Below are 16613 nucleotides of genomic sequence, written 5' to 3' on the forward strand. Positions count from 1 at the left end.
GTCAGCCTCGTTTCCAGTCGTGGTATTTTCGTACCCATTCAAGTAGCCGCACCGGCTGGTGTGCGCGTTTCCATTCACCAGCCGCGTATTTATTCGCTTCCGACAGCGTCGGGTAGGTGTGAATGGTTGAAAGAATCTTGTTCAGCCCCAGCCCGTGCCGCATCGCCAGCACGTATTCGGCCAACAAATCGCTCGCGTGCGTGCCCACAATCGTCACGCCGAGGATCTTGTCCTTGCCCGGCACCGTCAGCACTTTGACGAAACCGCGCGCGTCGCTGTCGGCAATGGCGCGGTCTAAATCGTCGATGTGGTATTTCGTCATTTCGTAGGCCACGCCTTTTTCCTTCGCCTCGGCTTCAATCAGGCCGACGCGGGCGACTTCCGGGTCGATGAATGTCGTCCACGGAATCACCGAATAGTCAGCCTTGAACAGCTTGAACTCGCCAAACAGCGCATTCACGGCGGCATACCAGGCCTGGTGCGACGCCACATGCGTTAATTGGTAGGGTCCGGCCACGTCGCCGGCAGCATAAATATTCGGGTAGATGGTTTGCAAATAGTCGTTGGTGGGCACGGTGCGTTCGGTCGAAATACCGAGTTCTTCGAGGCCATAGCCGTTCAAGCGCGCCGCGCGGCCAACGGCGCAAATCAGCTGGTCGAATTCGATGCGCTTTTCAATGCCCTCGTGCGCAACCCACAAGGTTTTAACGCCGTCCACGTTTTCGCAGCGCAGCGCCTCGTGGCCGGTTAGCACCTGCACACCGTCAGCGGCCAGTGCGTCACGCGCCAGGGCCGAGACTTCTTCGTCCTCGCGGCTCAGCAGGCACGCGCCTTTTTCCACCTGCGTGACTTCTGCGCCCAGCCGCGCAAAAGCCTGTGCCAGCTCGCAGCCAATCGGCCCGCCGCCCAGCACCACCAGGCGCTTGGGTACGGCGTCCAGTTGCGCAAACACGTCCCACAGCGTGTCGCTGGTGACATAACCCACGTCGTCCAGGCCCGGCAGCGGCGGCCGGGCAGGCCGCGCGCCCGCTGCAATCACGATGCTGCGGGTGGTCAGCGTTTGCGTGCGGCCATCGTTCAGCGCAATTTCCACCGTCCACGGATTGACGATGCGGGCGTGGCCTTGCAGCACCTCCACGCCCAGCGCCGTGTAACGCGCCACGCTGTCGTGCGGCGCAATCGTGCGGATGACTTTTTCAATCCGCTGCATCACCGCCTTGAAGCTGAAATCAGGCGCGGTATCGCTCAAACCGTAATCAGCCCCGTGCCGCATCTGGTGCGCCAGCTTCGCGCTGCGAATCAAGGCCTTAGACGGCACGCAGCCATAGTTCAGGCAGTCGCCGCCCATCTTGTGCGCTTCCACCAGCGTCACCTTGGCTTTCACCACGGCAGCAATGTAGGCCGTCACCAGCCCGCCGGCCCCCGCGCCAATCACGACCAGGTTTCGGTCGAACCTCGACGGTTTCATGCCTTTCCAGCGCGCATACACCTTGCGGCGCTTGAAGAATCCCAGCACTTTGTTGACCGCCAGCGGCAGCAGCCCCAACAGCACGAAGGAACCCAGCAACGCCGGCGACAAAATCGACTGCAGCGAGTCGATTTTGGCAATCTGCGTGCCTGCGTTCACATACGCCACGGTGCCCGCCAGCATGCCAATCTGGCTGACCCAAAAGTAAGTCCAGGTTTTGATACGGGTGAGGCCCATGAGCAAATTAAGCGCAAAAAACGGCACCACCGGAATCAAGCGCAGCGAGAAAAGATAGAACGCGCCTTCTTTGTCAATGCCCTTGTTGATGTCGTCCAGACGCCGGCCAAAGCGCGCCTGAATGGTGTCCCGCAGCAGGTAGCGCGCCGCCAGCATCGCCAGCGTAGCCCCAATGGTCGAGGCCAGCGACACCACCAGCGTGCCCCACACCAGCCCGAAACTGGCACCGCCCGCCAGCGTCAAAATCGTCGCGCCCGGCAGCGATAGCGCGGTCACCGCCACATAGACCGCAAAAAACACCAGCGTCACCATCACCGGTTTTTCATCGAACAGCGCATCGAAAGAAGCCTGGCTGTCCTTGATGAACGCCAGGCTGAAATAGCGGCCCAAGTCCAGCGCAAAAAAAGCGACGATGCCGGCCAGCAGCAAGGCGGCGATCAGAAATTTGCGTAGATTCAAGAAGGCCCCTGGAATTTGTTTTTGTGCTTGATTTGGACCGAAGCCTGATTTTCGCCAAAAAAAGCGTCTCGCCCTGTAGGGAAAAGTCCGGTTCACCCACCGACCCGGCAAGGGGACTTCGACCTACTCCCCGCAGGCGTTCAGGAAAACTCGGACAAAATCAAGGCCGGAACATCCTCGTTCCCGGACACGCGCCCAGTCCCACTTCACCCAGGAATTTCAAGCATGAGTCAAGCATTGGTCGGCATCATCGGAGGCAGCGGCCTTTACCAGATGGACGCGCTGGAAGGCGCACAAGAGCACGCCATCAGCACGCCGTTTGGCCCGCCGTCGGACGTGCTGGTCACGGGCCGTGTGCAGGGCGTGCCGGTGGTGTTTTTGGCCCGGCATGCGCGCGGCCACCGCCTGCTGCCGCATGAAGTGCCCTACCGCGCCAACATCCACGCCATGAGGCAGCTCGGCGTGCGCTACCTGCTGTCTGTGTCCGCCGTGGGTTCGCTGAAGGAAGACTTCAAGCCCCTCGACATGGTGCTGCCCGACCAGTTCATCGACCTGACCAAACGCCGCGACAGCACGTTTTTTGGCCAAGGCGCGGTGGCCCATGTGTCAATGGCGCAGCCGGTCTGCCCGGCCGCCGCCGGCGTGCTGGCGAAAGCGGTACGCAACGTGCTGGCGCGTGAAGCGCCCGGGCACGGCGTGACGCTGCACGAAGGCGGCACCTATGTGTGCATCGAAGGCCCGCAGTTTTCCAGTCGGGCTGAATCCAACTGGTACCGCAGCATGGGCGGCGGCGTGATCGGCATGACCAACATGCCCGAAGCCAAGCTGGCCAGAGAGGCCCAAATCGCCTACACCACGCTGGCGCTGGTGACCGATTTTGACTGCTGGCACCCGCGCGAGGCGCATGTGACGGCCAACATGGCGCTGGCCAACCTGTTCAAAAACGCGGGCCGCGCGCAGCAGGTGGCGGCTGAAGCCATCCGCCTACTGGGTGCCGAACAGCCCGTCAGCGAGGCGCACACGGCGCTGCAAAACGCGCTGGTGACGCAGCCGGGTGACATGGCCCCCGAGGTGCGCGCCCGCCTGGCCGCGCTGCTGGGCTGAACTTTCCAGCCCCATCACACCCTATTGATCTATGCACGCTACCTTACCCCTGCTGAAAAAAATCCGCTTTCCGGCAATTGACCGCGCGCGTCTGGACACACTGCAAGTCAACCTGGGCTACCGATGCAACCAGACTTGCGTGCACTGCCACGTCAACGCCGGACCGCACCGCACCGAGATGATGGACGCGGCCACCCTGGCGTTGATTCCTGAAGTGCTGGCGGCGCGCGGCCTGGGCACGCTGGACCTGACCGGCGGTGCGCCTGAGCTGCACGACGGCTTTCGCGGCCTGGTGCGTGCTGCGCGGGCGCAAGGCGTGCGGGTGATTGACCGCTGCAACCTGACCATCCTGTTTGAGCCGGGCCAGCAAGATCTGGCCCAATTTCTGGCTGATCAACAGGTCGAGGTGGTGGCTTCCATGCCGTGCTATTCAGCCGCCAACGTGGACAAGCAGCGCGGCAATGGCGTGTTCGACCTGAGCATTGCCGCGCTGCAACAGCTCAACGCACTGGGCTACGGCCAGCCCGGCTCCGGCCTGGTGCTGAACCTGGTCTACAACCCGCAGGGTGCGTCGCTGCCGCCCGAGCAGCAGGCGCTGCAGGCCGACTACAAGCGCGAATTGCTGGCGCATTTCGGCATCGTCTTCAACGAGTTGTTTGCGCTGACCAACATGCCCATCCAGCGCTTCGGCTCGACGCTGGTGTCCAAGGGCACGTTTGACAGCTACTTGGACTTGCTCAAAAACAGCTACCAAGCACAGAACCTGGCGGGCGTGATGTGCCGCAACACCGTGAGCGTGGACTGGCAAGGCTGGCTGTCGGACTGCGACTTCAACCAGCAGCTTGGCTTGCCACTGGGCAACTCCGGCGTGCAAAAGCATTTGCGCGACCTGCTCACAACCAGTCTGGACGGCAAAGCCATTCGCGTGGCCGGCCACTGCTACGGCTGCACGGCTGGCCAAGGCAGCAGCTGCGGCGGCGCGCTGGAACACTGAGCGCGCGATGACGCCGATTCGCCTGTCGGTGGTGATTCCCGCGCTGAACGAGGTGGCGGGGATTTCGCGTGTGCTACAAGCGCTGGCCCCGCTGGTGGCACGCGGCGCGCAACTGCTGGTGGCCGATGGCGGCAGCAACGATGGCACGGTGGCACTGGCGCAGGCTGGCGGCGCGCAGGTGGTGCATGCCCCACGCGGACGCGCGCTGCAGATGAACGCAGGCGCGCAGCAGGCCAGCGGCGACGTGCTGCTGTTCCTGCACGCCGACACCCGGCTGCCGCTGGACGCCGACCGATTGATTGCCCAGGCACTCGCCAAGGGCCAGCAGGTCTGGGGCCGTTTTGATGTGCGCATTGCAGGCCAGCCGCGCATGCTGCGCGTGATTGCCGCGTGCATGAACCGGCGCTCGCGCTGGAGCGGCATTGCCACCGGCGACCAGGCGCTGTTCATGACCCGCGCCGCATTCGACGCCGTGGGTGGATTCCCGGTGCAGCCGCTGATGGAAGACATTGAAATGTCAAAGCGACTGCTGAAATTGTCGCGTCCCGCCTGCCTGCGCGCACGCGTGGTCACCTCGGGCCGGCGCTGGGAAACGCACGGCGTGTGGCGCACGGTGCTGCTGATGTGGAGGCTGCGCCTAGCCTATTGGCGCGGCGCTGCGCCCGAGCGGCTGGCGGCGCTTTACAAATGACTGCGCCCCACAGCGCCCGGCTGGTGGTGTTTGCCAAAGCGCCGCAAGCCGGCCAGGTCAAAACCCGGCTGATTCCGGCGCTCGGGGCCGAGGGCGCCGCTGCGCTGGCGCAGCGCATGCTGACGCATGTGTTGCAGCAAGCCCTTCAAGCCAACGCCGGGCCGGTCGAGCTGTGCATGAGCCCGCCGCCCGGCGACCCGGCCTGGAACCACACTGCTATTCCCGCTGGCGTGTTGCGCACCGCCCAAGGCGAAGGTGATTTGGGCGAGCGCATGGCCCGCGCAGTCCGGCGCGTAACCGCTGAAGTTGGCATGCCGGTGCTGCTGATGGGCAGCGACTGCCCGGCGCTGACAGCCGCCGTGATCCAAGAAGCCGCACGCCAATTGCAGACGCACGATGCGGTCTTGGTGCCGGTGGCCGACGGCGGTTATGCGTTGATCGGGCTGAAGTCGCCCTGCCCCACGCTGTTTGCCAAGATGCCATGGAGCACGGCCAGCGTTGCCGCCGAAACGCTGGCGCGCATGGCCGCGCTGGGCCTCAAGGTGTGGCGCGGCCCGCTGCTACACGACATCGACGAGCCGGCCGATCTGGCGCACCTGCCTGCAGGCTTTCTTGACCCGGATAATTGATGAAAGCAAGGCGTTGCGCACGCTGTACGTGCGCTGACAGCTATTTATTTCATAGCATTTTTCATCACCACCCACACAGGCGGTTGCTACTACTGAATTGATAGCTGCAAGCGCCCGTATCCATTGCGCAACGCGGGTATTTGATGCAAAAACACCCGGCCACCCACGGCCTGACGACGCGTCAAGCCACGCCAAACCCACCGCCGCCCGGCGTGTGAATCTCGAACACGTCCCCCGGCAGCATCTCCGCCTGGCCGATATGCCCCAGCCCCTCAACGCTGCCATCGGCCCGCACCACGGTGTTTTGACCGACCTGCCCCGCCTCGCCGCCCGCCATGCCGAAAGCGCCGTGTTTTCGACCGTTCGACAAGATGCTGGCCGTCATGGCTTGGAGGAACCTGACGCGCCGCACGCCGCCATGGCCGCCATGCCATTTCCCCGCGCCGCCCGAACCCTGGCGAATCTCGTAGCTTTCCAGCCGCACCGGAAAGCGGAATTCCAGCACTTCCGGGTCGGTCAGGCGCGAATTGGTCATGTGGGTCTGCACCACGCTGGTGCCGTCAAAGCCGTCGCCCGCGCCGCTGCCACCCGAGATGGTTTCGTAGTACTGGTGCCGGTCATTGCCGAAGGTGAAGTTGTTCATCGTGCACTGGCTGGCGGCCATCACACCCAGCGCGCCATACAGCGCGTTGGTGATGCAGCTGGACGTTTCCACGTTGCCCGCCACCACCGACGCGGGCGGGTTCGGGTTCAGCATCGAGCCGGCCGGAATGATCACCTTCAGCGGCTTGAGGCAACCGGCGTTCAGCGGAATGTCGTCATCGACCAGCGTGCGGAACACGTACAGCACGGCCGCCATACAGACCGCCGTCGGCGCATTGAAGTTGTTGGTCTGCTGCGCTGACGTGCCGGTGAAATCAATCTCGGCGCTGCGATTCTGCGTGTCCACGCGAATCGCCACCTGAATCTGCGCGCCGTTGTCGAGCGGCAGGGTGAACGCACCGTCTTTCAGCCGCGTGATGACACGGCGCACCGACTCTTCGGCGTTGTCCTGCACATGGTTCATGTAGGCCAGCACGACTTCCAGACTGAACTGCTCGACCATCTTGCGCAGCTCCTGCACGCCTTTTTCATTGGCGGCAATCTGCGCCTTCAGGTCGGCCATGTTCTGCTGCGGGTTCCTTGAAGGATATTCGCCGCTTTCCAGCAGCGCCACCATGTCGGCCTCGCGCAGCACGCCGCGGTCCACCAGCAACACGTTGTTGATCTGCACGCCTTCTTCTTCAATGCGCGTGGAAAACGGCGGCATCGAGCCCGGCGTGATGCCGCCGATGTCGGCATGGTGTCCGCGCGAGCCGACGTAAAACGTGGGCTCCGTGGCGGTGCCCAAATAGACCGGCGTGATGACCGTGATGTCAGGCAAATGCGTGCCGCCGTGGTACGGGTCGTTCAGTACATAGACGTTGCCCGGCTGCATCTTGCCGGTGTTCTCGCGGATCACGGTCTTGATGCTTTCGCCCATCGAGCCCAGGTGCACCGGCATGTGCGGGGCGTTGGCAATCAGGTTGCCTTTGGTGTCAAACAGTGCGCAGCTAAAGTCCAGCCGCTCCTTGATATTGACCGAGTAGGCGGTGTTCTGCAGCTGCAGCCCCATCTGCTCGGCGATGTTCATGAACAGGTTGTTGAACACTTCGAGCAGCACCGGGTCGACCGTCGTGCCGACTGCAAACTTGATAGCGCGCGGCACCCGCCGTTCAAGCACCAGGTGGTCAAACGACGTTAAATTCGCTTCCCAGCCGGACTCGACCACGGTGGTGGCGTTTTGCTCGGCAATGATGGCCGGGCCGGCAATGATGTCGCCCGGCTGCAGGTCTTCGCGCACGACCAGCGCGGCATCGTGCCACTGGCCGCCCGAATACATGCGAACGGTTTCGCGGCGTGGCACGTCACGCGGCGCATGCAGCGCGTGGCGCGGCTCGGCCGGTGCGTCGCCTGCCACCACCGCCTCGACCGACACGGCTTCGACGACCAGGCCCTTGCCCTGCATCAGGAAAGCAAAGCGCTGGCGATAAGCGGCTTCAAAACGGGATTCGATCTCCGGCAAGCTGCCAAACGGCACGATCAGCGCGGAGTCGCTGCCTTCGTAACGCACATGCACGCGCTGATGCGTGGTGATGGCGCCCGTGCTGACCTGCTGGCGCTGCAACTCGGCTTCGGCCGTGGCAGCCAGCGTCTTGAGTGCGTCGGCAATATCAGGCAAGGCGGCCTCTGTCAGCTTGCGCTCAACCGCCTGCTCGCGAATCACGTTCTGGTCGGCCAGCCCCATGCCGTAGGCGCTGAGCACGCCGGCCAGCGGATGCACAAACACCTTGATCATGCCCAGCGCATCGGCCACCAGGCAGGCGTGCTGCCCGCCCGCGCCGCCAAAACACTGCAGCGTGTAGCGCGTCACATCGTAGCCACGCGCGACCGAAATCTTCTTGATGGCGTTGGCCATCTGCTGCACCGCGATGTTGATAAAGCCCTCGGCCACTTCCTCGGCGCTGCGGCCCGTCTGCAGCGCCAGTTCGTCGAACTTGATCTGCACGGCCTCGGCACTCAGGGATTCATTCGCCTGTGGGCCAAACACCTTGGGAAAGTAGCGCGGCTGGACCTTGCCAACCATGACGTTGGCGTCGGTCACGGCCAGCGGACCGCCGCGCCGGTAGCTGGCCGGTCCCGGGTTGGCGCCAGCGCTTTCAGGGCCGACGCGAAACCGCGCGCCATCAAACGCCAGCACCGAGCCGCCGCCCGCTGCCACGGTGTGAATACTCATCATCGGCGCACGCATGCGCACGCCGGCCACCTGGGTTTCAAACTCACGCTCAAATTCACCCGCGTAGTGCGACACGTCTGTCGAGGTGCCGCCCATGTCAAAACCGATCACCTTCTCAATGCCCGCAATCGCCGCCGTGCGCGCCATGCCGACAATGCCGCCGGCTGGCCCACTCAAAATCGCGTCCTTGCCCTGGAACGCATGCGCGTCACTCAAGCCGCCCGAGGATTGCATGAAGAACAGCTTCACGCCCGGCATTTCGGCCGCCACCTGCTCGACATAGCGGCGCAGGATGGGCGACAAGTACGCATCGACCACGGTGGTGTCGCCCCGGCTGACGAACTTCATCATCGGGCTGGTTTCATGCGAGGTGCTGATCTGCGTGAAGCCGACTTCTTCAGCGATGCGCTTGGCGGCCTTTTCATGGCCGGTGAAACGGTAGCCGTGCATGAAAACAATCGCAACACTGCGGAGCCCTTGCTGGTATTGCGCCAGCAGCTCTCTTTTCAATAGCGCTTCATCCAGTGGCTGCAGCACCTCGCCCTGCGCGCTGACGCGCTCTTGGGCTTCGACCACGGCGCTGTAGAGCAGCTCGGGCAGTACGATGTGACGGTCAAACAGGCGCGGACGGTTCTGGTAGGCGATGCGCAGCGCATCCCTGAAACCTCGGGTGGTGACCAGCAGCGTCGGCTCGCCCTTGCGCTCCAGCAGCGCGTTCGTAGCCACGGTAGTGCCCATCTTCACGCAATCGACCACGTCGGCGCTAACCGGCTCGCCGGCCTTCAGGCCCAGCAGGTGGCGAATGCCGGCGACGGCCGCGTCGCGGTATTGCTCAGGGTTTTCAGACAGCAGCTTGTGCGTGACCAGCGAGCCATCAGGGCGCTTGCCGACCACGTCGGTGAAGGTGCCGCCCCGGTCGATCCAGAATTGCCAGCGCTTGGTGCCATTTTTTTCCATGAGGTGCCCAGAAGGTGAAGAGGATGAAAGGGTGAAAAGGTCAAAGGCTGGCGGCCGAGCGCGCGGCCTGGTCGTAGATGCCCGACAACAGGCGGAGCAGACGTGCCAGCTCGCCAATGTCGCGGTTCAACCCGTCGTCAGCATTGAGCGCGTTGATCAGGCACGATTCGCGGATTTCGCGGTAGCGGTTGACATGCTCCAGCCCCAGGTCGGTGCAGGCATAGGTCACGTCCTTGCCGCTTTTACTGGACACCACCACGCCCAGGTTCTGCAGTTTCTTGAGCGAATAGTTGATCAGATGCGTGTCTTCGACATTCATGATGAAGCAGATGTCGGCCAGGCGCTTGTTGCGCGCGCGGTGCGTGACATGGTGCAGCACCAGCACATCGAGCGGCGTCAGGTCCGGCAGGCCGGCCGCACTCATGCAGTGCACCACCCAGCGGTGAAAAGCATTTCCCGCCACGATCAGGCCAAACTCGAATTCGCTCATCTCGGCGCTGCGCGGCGACACCAGATGCGCCGACGAGACGATGGAAGAAGCGGGTGTCGCGCGGGATGCCGGAAGGTCGTTTTTTTTCATATCAAGCAGGCTCGGGGCTGGCATCTTTGTTGCATGGGTAAATTGTAGGCAGTTAAATCACAATTCATCAACGATTTGTTGACATTCAGGGAAAACACCCAGCTGGCGTCCCCCAATGCCAATTACATTTGACAACCAACTTTGCCATTCACCCACTGGAGCTTTCATGAAACGTCGTCTGTTTGCACTGACCACCACCGCGGCCGCGCTGACCCTGGCCCTGGCCGGCGGCGCGGCTTTTGCCCAAACCAAATGGGACCTGCCGGCCGCCTACCCGGCGACCAACTTCCACAGCGAAAACCTGGTGCAGTTTGCCGCCGACGTCGACAAGGCCAGCGCCGGCAAGCTGAAAATCACGGTGCATGCCAACGGCGCACTGTTCAAGGCACCCGAAATCAAGCGTGCCGTGCAGGGCGGACAGGCGCAGGCCGGCGAAATTCTGCTGGCCAACTTCCAGAACGAGTGGCCGCTGTTCGGCGTCGATGGCCTGCCCTTCCTGGCCGACAGCTATGACCAGTCGATGAGACTCTACAAGGCGCAAAAGCCTTTCCTGGAGAAAAAGCTGGCCGAGCAGGGCATGGCGCTTCTGTATTCGGTGCCATGGCCCACGCAGGGAATCTTTTCCAAGAAACCGCTCGATGCGGGCGCTGACCTGAAGGGCATGAAATGGCGCGCCTACAGCCCGTCCACCGCGCGCATCGCCGAGCTGGTGGGCGCCCAGCCGGTCACGGTGCAGGCTGCCGAGTTGTCGCAAGCCATGGCCACAGGCGTGATCGAGTCCTACATGTCCTCCGGCTCCACCGGCATGGACACCAAGACCTATGAAAGCCTCAAGTACTTTTATGACACCCAGGCCTGGTTGCCGAAAAATGCGGTCATCGTCAACAAGGCCGCTTTTGATGCGCTCGATGCGCCGACGAAGCAAGCGGTGCTCAAGGCAGCGGCAGACGCCGAAGTGCGCGGCCTGGCCGCGTCGAAAAAGACCAATGCCGATTCGATCGACAAGCTCAAGGCCAACGGCATGAGCGTCATGCCGCCGTCGCCGCAGCTCAAGGCCGACATGAAGAAGGTTGGCGACGTGATGCTCAAGGAATGGCTGGAAAAAGCCGGCCCCGAGGGCAAGGCGCTGATCGACGCGTACAACAAGTCCTGAAGCACGACGGATGCGAAAAACGCTCGATGCCCTGTACAACGGCGCCGCTGGACTGGCCGCGCTGTTCCTGGTTGGCCTGCTGGCGATGGTGGTGCTGTCCATCGTCAGCCGGCAGCTGCATTTTCATGTGCCGGGCACCGACGCTTATGCGGGCTACCTGATGGCGGCCAGCGGATTCCTGGCGCTGGCCCACACGCTCAAACGCGGCGAACACATCCGCGTGACGCTGATTTTGGGGGCGCTCACCGGGCCCTGGAAAAAAGGGCTGGAACTGTGGGCACTGGGCTTTGCCAGCGCGCTGACCGCCATGTTTGCGTATTACTGCTGCCGCCTGGCCTGGCAGTCGCACAGCTTTCATGACATTTCCACGTCGAGCGACGCCACCGCGCTGTGGATTCCGCAACTCGGCATGGCGGTCGGCGCGGTGATCCTGGCGATTGCCTTTGTCGATGAGCTGGTGCTTGAAATCACCGGCAAGCGCGTGCCTTACAGCAGCGCTGAAGCGCTGCGCAATGAATAAACCAATCCACCCTTACGCCTCAAGCGCCCTCTTATGAACGACCTTGCCATCACCGCCGCCCTGCTGGCGGCCCTGCTCTTGATTCTGGGCAGCGGCGTCTGGGTCGGCCTGAGCCTGACCGGCGTGGCCTGGATGGCGGTGACGCTGTTTTCCTCGCGCCCGGCTGGCGACGCCATGGCGGTCACGGTCTGGGGCTCGTCCTCCAGCTGGACATTGACCGCCCTGCCCCTCTTTATCTGGATGGGCGAAATCCTGTTTCGCACCCGGCTGAGCCAGGACATGTTCAAGGGCCTGGCGCCCTGGGTGCAGGGCCTGCCGGGGCGGCTGCTGCACACCAACGTGATCGGCTGCACGATTTTTGCCGCCGTGTCGGGGTCAAGCGCTGCCACCTGCGCCACCATCGGCAAGATGACGCTGCCCGAACTGACGCGGCGCGGCTATCCCGAGCACATGGTCGTCGGCACGCTGGCCGGCGCCAGCACGCTGGGCCTGTTGATCCCGCCGTCGATCATCATGATCGTTTATGGCGTCGCCGCCGAGGTGTCGATCTCCAAGCTGTTCATCGCCGGCGTGTTTCCGGGGCTGCTGCTGGCCGCGCTGTTCTCGGGCTACATCATTTTCTGGGCACTGCGCCATCCCGAGCAGGTGCCGGCCGCCGACGGCAAGACCACCTTCATGGAAAAAATCGCCAGTTCGCGCAGCCTGATTCCGGTGGTGCTCCTGATTGCCGCCGTGCTGGGCTCAATCTATTCCGGCGTGGCCACCGCCACCGAGGCGGCCGCTGTCGGCGTGGTGGGCTCGCTGGTGCTGTCCACGCTGCAGGGTTCGATGAACTGGGCGACGTTTCGCGATGCGCTCATGGGCGCCACCCGGCTGTACTGCATGATCGCCCTGATCCTGGCCGGTGCGGCCTTCCTGACACTGGCGATGGGCTATGTCGGCCTGCCGCGCCACCTGGCCGAATGGATTGGCACGCTGGGCCTGAGCCGGGCGCAGCTGATCGTGGCTTTGGCGGTGTTCTTCATCATTCTGGGTTGCTTTCTCGACGGCATCTCGATGGTCGTGCTGACCATGGGCGTGCTCATGCCGACAGTGCAGGCGGCCGGCATCGACCCGATCTGGTTCGGCATTTTCGTGGTGCTGGTGGTCGAGATGGCGCAGATCACGCCGCCGGTCGGCTTCAACCTGTTCGTGCTGCAGGGCATGACCGGACGCCAGCTGACCTGGATTGCCAAGGTCACCATGCCGATGTTTTTCCTGATGTGCGCGGCGGTGGCGCTGATCTATGTCTTCCCGGGCATCGTCACCTGGCTGCCGCAAAAGATGGCCAACTGACGCCATGGCAGCGGTACTGGCGATTTGCATCGGCGCCTCGGTGGGCGCGCTGTCCCGCTGGGGCCTGGCGCTGTGGCTGTCGCCCGGCGGCGTGATTCCGTGGGGCACGCTGGCGGCCAACTTGCTGGGTGGCTACCTGATTGGCATCGCCATCGCTGTTTTTCAGGCTATGCCGCATCTGGACCCGGTTTGGCGCTTGTTGCTGATTACCGGCTTTCTGGGCGGGCTGACGACGTTTTCCACCTTTTCGGCAGAAGTCGTGATCTACCTGATGGAAGAGCGCTATGGTCTGGCGGCTTTTACCGCTTTGCTGCACGTGATGGGCACGCTGCTGGTGACGGTCGCTGGCATCAAAACGGTTACTTTTTTCATAGTAGCCCGCGCAGGCTAGGCTTGCGCCAGGGCTGCTTTTAACGCATTAATTGTCGCCCAGCCCGATGGGTGCAGGTGCCCGCATCACGATGCGCGTAAACAGGCGGTCATAGGCCGGGTCTGGCGAATATTTGCCGGTCAGCGGATCGCAGTTTTTTTCAAATGCCGCATCAAGCGCTTTCCATTGGGCATCGGTCAGCACCTTTTCAGCGACCGGCAAAATCGCGGTTTCTTCGAGCCGCATGTGCTCCAGGTAAAAAGTCACGTACTGCTTGCACGCGTCTACAAAAGCAGCCCGGCGCGACTCCCCCAGCAGTTCCCAGCCCAGCAGCTGATGCTGGAGTTCGCGAACGGTTTTTTCACCGTTCATGTGGTCACTTTCCAGTTTTTGAACCGCCGCCATCACCGAGGGCGCGGCCCGCACCACATGCGGAAACAGCAAGTCAGACTCTTTCGGGTGATGCAGGCGTTCGGGGAATTCATCGATATAAAACAGCATCGCGCGCAGCACGTCGAAAAACTTTTCCGGGTTGTCTCCGGGGCCACGCTCGACCATCATGCGCATGGAGCGGAGCATGGCGGCCAGTGACGAATGCTCGTCGCGGATGATTTGCAGGCTGGGGTGTTTCATGGCGGTCTCCTCAAGTTTTTATGACGAGCGCACAGCATGCCTTGCACCCGGCCTGCAGGCCATGACACAGGTCAAGTCTTCATCAGCTTGAAGGCCTGCGCCAACACGACGTTACAGGGGCACGGCCAGAGCGCAGGCTTTCCTGCGATAAATCCAGGCCTGCTGCGCTTACTTTCAAAGCTAGTGAGCGCCGTGATCTGGCGCTTTTCCCGCAGCCTTTGCGCCCGGGGCGGTCGTGCTGACAGGCACGCTGACTTCCATGCGGGTTTCCACGCCCTTCGCATCCTGAAAGCGCAGCGTCAGCGGCACGGTGGTGCCTTTGGGCAAGCCCTGCTTCAGCTCCATCATCATGACGTGGTAGCCGCCGCCCGGCTTGAGCTGCACCGTTTGCCCCAACGGCAGGTCCAGCACCGGCACGGCGCGCATTCGCATGATGTCGCCGTCCATCTTCATTTCATGCACTTCCGCCACGCCCGCCACCGGCGATGAAACGCCGACCAGTTTGGAGCCGTCTTTGGCGGTGATATTCATGAACGCACCCGTGCCTTTTTGGCCGGGTACGGTGGCGCGCACCCAGGCGTCTTTGACTTCGACAGTTTGGGCATACAGGGTGCTGCAGGCAAGCAGCAGCGAAGCGGTCAATACTTTAAGTTTCATGGCAATCTCCAGAAGCAAGTTTCAAAAAAAATTCAGACCGGAATGATTTCCGGCTGAACGGGAATCAGGGTTGGGCGAGTTTTGCGGATTGGGTGGTCAGCGTCCAGCCGGCTTTCGGGTAGGGCTTGACCCCCTGAAAACCGGCAGGAATCTGCACCGACACGCCCGTGGTGGCCGCGCCCTGGCAACCGTGGCCAACCTGAAAAACTACTTTGTACGTGCTGCCGGCCAGCGCCGTTTCGTCCGCCAGCGAAATATGAGAAAAAGCGGGCAAGGTCAGCATGCCAAGGGCACCAGCAGCTATTGTTTTTGCAGCAAATGAAAATTTCATGGTCAACTTTTATAAAGAGTGGGAATGTGGGATTCCGCGCTGGCTTGCACGCCGAACTTCAAGCGGGTATTTGCTCAATGTATCGCCGGGCGTGGCGACGCCATCGCTGCGTTCCTTGCTGCGCGAATCGGCACAGGTTGCGCTGCCGTTGAAGTCCATCACCCCGGCCTGCACATCGGGGTCATTGAGGGCCACTTCCCTGCCGTGAGCCTTGACTCGGCACCACGCGGGCAAACTAAAAAATGCAGGAAAAGGTCGGTTGGGCTGGATGAGTCTCATGAAATCCACGCTTTGAACGGAACGATAAAAGGCGTGCTGGCCGAAACACGGTCAACACGCAATGCGCCTCAGCAGAGGCTTATCGGTTCAAAGTGCGGGAGGCCCGCGACTGAAAGGCAGTCCGGGTATCGCGGCGGTCAGGTTCGCCGGAACATCCGCTTCGGCCACGTGCAGGCCCGGAAAGCTGGGAATCGCCAGCACCGCCAGCGGCGGCGACGCCCAGCCCAGTGAGGCGCACAAATTGCAATGCGCGCCCGCCGGCGGCGCATCATCCAGGCCCGCATCGGCAACGCTGGCCAGGTGGGTGTTCACGCTGCAAATGCCGCTCAACTGGCCGCTGCGCACATCCTGCGCCAGCGCCGACACCGGCGCCCACAACGCCGACAGCACGGCGAGAAAACTCAACCAGGCGGCCAGGCGTGCCCATACGGCAAGGGTCGGGCGGGAATGAGGTGGGTAAAGCACGGCGCGATTATAGGGACGGGCGTGATGGTCAATTCAGCGAAATCTGCCAGCGCTGAAACCGTGATATCGCTCGCTACGGCAGACGCATCAACGCAAGCTCAAGGAGTCGGCGCTGCTGGCGAGCATGACCGCACCAGACAGCGCAAACCCTCAAGGCTGGCCAAAGCCGTAACGCTGCAGCACGGCCTGCGCGGGCGGCGACACCATGTAGTGCAGCAGTTGCGCCGCTGCAGCATCACCCTGCCGGGCCGCCACACCGTAACGCGCGGCCACCTGCAAATCCGGCGGAACGTCGATGATTTTCAAGCGCGGCACTTCACGCTGGGCCGCCACGGCATTGGTGCAATAGGTCAGAAACATGTCGGCCTGGCCCTCGCCCATGATCCACGCATAGGTGCTGCGTCCGGGCGGCGGTCGGGGCGAGTCCGCGCCGCCGGTCAGCTTGAGCGCCTTGGCGTCCAGCAGCGCATACGCGCCGGGCTGCAGCACCTCGGCGCGGCGGAACAAAGCCCACGCATAGTCGCCCGACGGATCGGCTTTCGGCGTCGAGGTTCCGACCCGTATCTCGGGCCGCAGCATCGTTGCCAGCAGCGTTTGCGGACTGGTCGTCACGGAAGGTGCCGCCAGCACGCACATCTGGTTGAGCGCAAACACACTGGGCACCGTCCAGCCGCCAGCCTGCGCCAGCCGCTGCGGATGGTCCATATCCGCTGACGCGAACACCTGCGCTGGCTCCCCTTTTTCAATGCGCTCACGCAGCAGGCCCGAAGCGCCAAAAGTCAGCCCCACCTTCTGGCCGGTTTGCGCTTCAAACTGCCGCGCCACCTCGGTCAGCGCGTCGCGCAAGCTACCCGCTGCATAAAGCTGCAGTGGCGAAGTCTGGGCGTGTGCGGTGGACATGGCAAACGAGGCGGCGAAGGGCAACAACATGCTTAA

The 16613-nt window shown here is 62.8% G+C and carries 17 protein-coding genes; 8 read left to right on the forward strand and 9 right to left on the reverse strand.

What is annotated here, in order from left to right; all coding sequences use genetic code 11:
• Position 1: 1 nt before the first annotated feature.
• Positions 2-2164, reverse strand: a complete 2163-nt coding sequence (locus tag RCH06_RS00725) for an FAD-dependent oxidoreductase (protein WP_327079512.1) — start codon at positions 2162-2164, stop codon at positions 2-4.
• 225 nt (positions 2165-2389) lie between these two features.
• Between RCH06_RS00725 and mtnP the strand changes: the two genes are divergently transcribed.
• Genes mtnP through RCH06_RS00745 form a run of 4 tightly spaced genes read left to right on the forward strand, consistent with a single transcriptional unit; the run spans position 2390 to position 5582 of the window.
• On the forward strand, positions 2390-3268 hold the full coding sequence (gene mtnP / locus RCH06_RS00730) for an S-methyl-5'-thioadenosine phosphorylase (RefSeq protein ID WP_327079513.1): 879 nt from the start codon (positions 2390-2392) through the stop codon (positions 3266-3268).
• Between the two features lie 31 nt (positions 3269-3299).
• Positions 3300-4262 carry an arsenosugar biosynthesis radical SAM (seleno)protein ArsS gene (arsS, locus tag RCH06_RS00735; RefSeq protein ID WP_327079514.1) on the forward strand — a complete coding sequence of 321 codons (963 nt, stop codon included), beginning with the start codon at positions 3300-3302 and terminating at the stop codon, positions 4260-4262.
• A 7-nt stretch (positions 4263-4269) separates the two neighbouring features.
• Entirely contained in the window at positions 4270-4953 is a 684-nt protein-coding gene (locus RCH06_RS00740) for a TIGR04283 family arsenosugar biosynthesis glycosyltransferase (protein ID WP_327079515.1), read from the forward strand.
• On the forward strand, positions 4950-5582 hold the full coding sequence (locus RCH06_RS00745; protein ID WP_327079516.1) for a TIGR04282 family arsenosugar biosynthesis glycosyltransferase: 633 nt from the start codon (positions 4950-4952) through the stop codon (positions 5580-5582). The genes RCH06_RS00740 and RCH06_RS00745 overlap by 4 nt, the downstream gene beginning before the upstream one ends.
• A gap of 181 nt (positions 5583-5763) precedes the next feature.
• Here RCH06_RS00745 and RCH06_RS00750 read toward each other — a convergent pair whose 3' ends face one another.
• Complete coding sequence (locus tag RCH06_RS00750) at positions 5764-9354, reverse strand: hydantoinase B/oxoprolinase family protein (RefSeq protein ID WP_327079517.1); 3591 nt, start codon at positions 9352-9354, stop codon at positions 5764-5766.
• A 40-nt stretch (positions 9355-9394) separates the two neighbouring features.
• Positions 9395-9934: a winged helix DNA-binding protein gene (locus tag RCH06_RS00755; protein WP_327079518.1), complete on the reverse strand. Its 540-nt coding sequence runs from the start codon at positions 9932-9934 to the stop codon at positions 9395-9397.
• Between the two features lie 166 nt (positions 9935-10100).
• On the opposite strand from RCH06_RS00755, the gene RCH06_RS00760 reads away from it, so the two are divergent.
• Genes RCH06_RS00760 through crcB form a run of 4 tightly spaced genes read left to right on the forward strand, consistent with a single transcriptional unit; the run spans position 10101 to position 13333 of the window.
• Complete coding sequence (locus RCH06_RS00760; RefSeq protein WP_327079519.1) at positions 10101-11087, forward strand: TRAP transporter substrate-binding protein; 987 nt, start codon at positions 10101-10103, stop codon at positions 11085-11087.
• A 10-nt stretch (positions 11088-11097) separates the two neighbouring features.
• Positions 11098-11607 carry a TRAP transporter small permease gene (locus RCH06_RS00765; RefSeq protein WP_327079520.1) on the forward strand — a complete coding sequence of 170 codons (510 nt, stop codon included), beginning with the start codon at positions 11098-11100 and terminating at the stop codon, positions 11605-11607.
• A gap of 33 nt (positions 11608-11640) precedes the next feature.
• The gene (locus RCH06_RS00770; RefSeq protein ID WP_327079521.1) at positions 11641-12942 is read left to right on the forward strand and encodes a TRAP transporter large permease; all 1302 of its coding nucleotides are present in this window, start codon (positions 11641-11643) and stop codon (positions 12940-12942) included.
• Positions 12943-12946: 4 nt separating this feature from the next.
• The gene (gene crcB, locus RCH06_RS00775; RefSeq protein ID WP_327079522.1) at positions 12947-13333 is read left to right on the forward strand and encodes a fluoride efflux transporter CrcB; all 387 of its coding nucleotides are present in this window, start codon (positions 12947-12949) and stop codon (positions 13331-13333) included.
• A 27-nt stretch (positions 13334-13360) separates the two neighbouring features.
• On the opposite strand, the gene RCH06_RS00780 is transcribed toward crcB, so the two are convergent.
• The 6 genes from RCH06_RS00780 to RCH06_RS00805 form a co-directional block, all read right to left on the reverse strand.
• Positions 13361-13945: a hemerythrin domain-containing protein gene (locus RCH06_RS00780; protein ID WP_327079523.1), complete on the reverse strand. Its 585-nt coding sequence runs from the start codon at positions 13943-13945 to the stop codon at positions 13361-13363.
• A 180-nt stretch (positions 13946-14125) separates the two neighbouring features.
• Positions 14126-14602, reverse strand: a complete 477-nt coding sequence (locus tag RCH06_RS00785) for a copper chaperone PCu(A)C (protein WP_327079524.1) — start codon at positions 14600-14602, stop codon at positions 14126-14128.
• A gap of 64 nt (positions 14603-14666) precedes the next feature.
• A complete protein-coding gene (locus RCH06_RS00790; protein WP_327079525.1) occupies positions 14667-14933 on the reverse strand; it encodes a DUF1775 domain-containing protein in 267 nt (88 codons plus the stop codon).
• 9 nt (positions 14934-14942) lie between these two features.
• Positions 14943-15128: a hypothetical protein gene (locus tag RCH06_RS00795; RefSeq protein ID WP_327079526.1), complete on the reverse strand. Its 186-nt coding sequence runs from the start codon at positions 15126-15128 to the stop codon at positions 14943-14945.
• Positions 15129-15299: 171 nt separating this feature from the next.
• Positions 15300-15677, reverse strand: coding sequence for a DUF2946 family protein (locus tag RCH06_RS00800; protein WP_327079527.1), 378 nt, complete (start codon positions 15675-15677; stop codon positions 15300-15302).
• Positions 15678-15827: 150 nt separating this feature from the next.
• Positions 15828-16577, reverse strand: a complete 750-nt coding sequence (locus tag RCH06_RS00805; protein ID WP_327079528.1) for a molybdate ABC transporter substrate-binding protein — start codon at positions 16575-16577, stop codon at positions 15828-15830.
• Positions 16578-16613 lie beyond the last annotated feature (36 nt).

Source organism: Polaromonas sp. CG_9.5 (assembly GCF_035984465.1).
Taxonomy (GTDB): domain Bacteria; phylum Pseudomonadota; class Gammaproteobacteria; order Burkholderiales; family Burkholderiaceae_C; genus Polaromonas.

Excerpts from the sequence above, each read along its gene's own strand:
- RCH06_RS00760 (WP_327079519.1), top strand. The coding sequence starts at position 10,101 with ATGAAACGTCGTCTGTTTGCACTGACCACCACCGCGGCCGCGCTGACC.
- RCH06_RS00765 (WP_327079520.1), top strand. The coding sequence starts at position 11,098 with ATGCGAAAAACGCTCGATGCCCTGTACAACGGCGCCGCTGGACTGGCC.
- RCH06_RS00755 (WP_327079518.1), bottom strand. The coding sequence starts at position 9,934 with ATGAAAAAAAACGACCTTCCGGCATCCCGCGCGACACCCGCTTCTTCC.
- RCH06_RS00750 (WP_327079517.1), bottom strand. The coding sequence starts at position 9,354 with ATGGAAAAAAATGGCACCAAGCGCTGGCAATTCTGGATCGACCGGGGC.
- crcB (WP_327079522.1), top strand. The coding sequence starts at position 12,947 with ATGGCAGCGGTACTGGCGATTTGCATCGGCGCCTCGGTGGGCGCGCTG.
- RCH06_RS00740 (WP_327079515.1), top strand. The coding sequence starts at position 4,270 with ATGACGCCGATTCGCCTGTCGGTGGTGATTCCCGCGCTGAACGAGGTG.
- RCH06_RS00780 (WP_327079523.1), bottom strand. The coding sequence starts at position 13,945 with ATGAAACACCCCAGCCTGCAAATCATCCGCGACGAGCATTCGTCACTG.
- RCH06_RS00805 (WP_327079528.1), bottom strand. The coding sequence starts at position 16,577 with ATGTCCACCGCACACGCCCAGACTTCGCCACTGCAGCTTTATGCAGCG.
- RCH06_RS00770 (WP_327079521.1), top strand. The coding sequence starts at position 11,641 with ATGAACGACCTTGCCATCACCGCCGCCCTGCTGGCGGCCCTGCTCTTG.
- RCH06_RS00790 (WP_327079525.1), bottom strand. The coding sequence starts at position 14,933 with ATGAAATTTTCATTTGCTGCAAAAACAATAGCTGCTGGTGCCCTTGGC.
- RCH06_RS00785 (WP_327079524.1), bottom strand. The coding sequence starts at position 14,602 with ATGAAACTTAAAGTATTGACCGCTTCGCTGCTGCTTGCCTGCAGCACC.
- mtnP (WP_327079513.1), top strand. The coding sequence starts at position 2,390 with ATGAGTCAAGCATTGGTCGGCATCATCGGAGGCAGCGGCCTTTACCAG.
- RCH06_RS00745 (WP_327079516.1), top strand. The coding sequence starts at position 4,950 with ATGACTGCGCCCCACAGCGCCCGGCTGGTGGTGTTTGCCAAAGCGCCG.
- arsS (WP_327079514.1), top strand. The coding sequence starts at position 3,300 with ATGCACGCTACCTTACCCCTGCTGAAAAAAATCCGCTTTCCGGCAATT.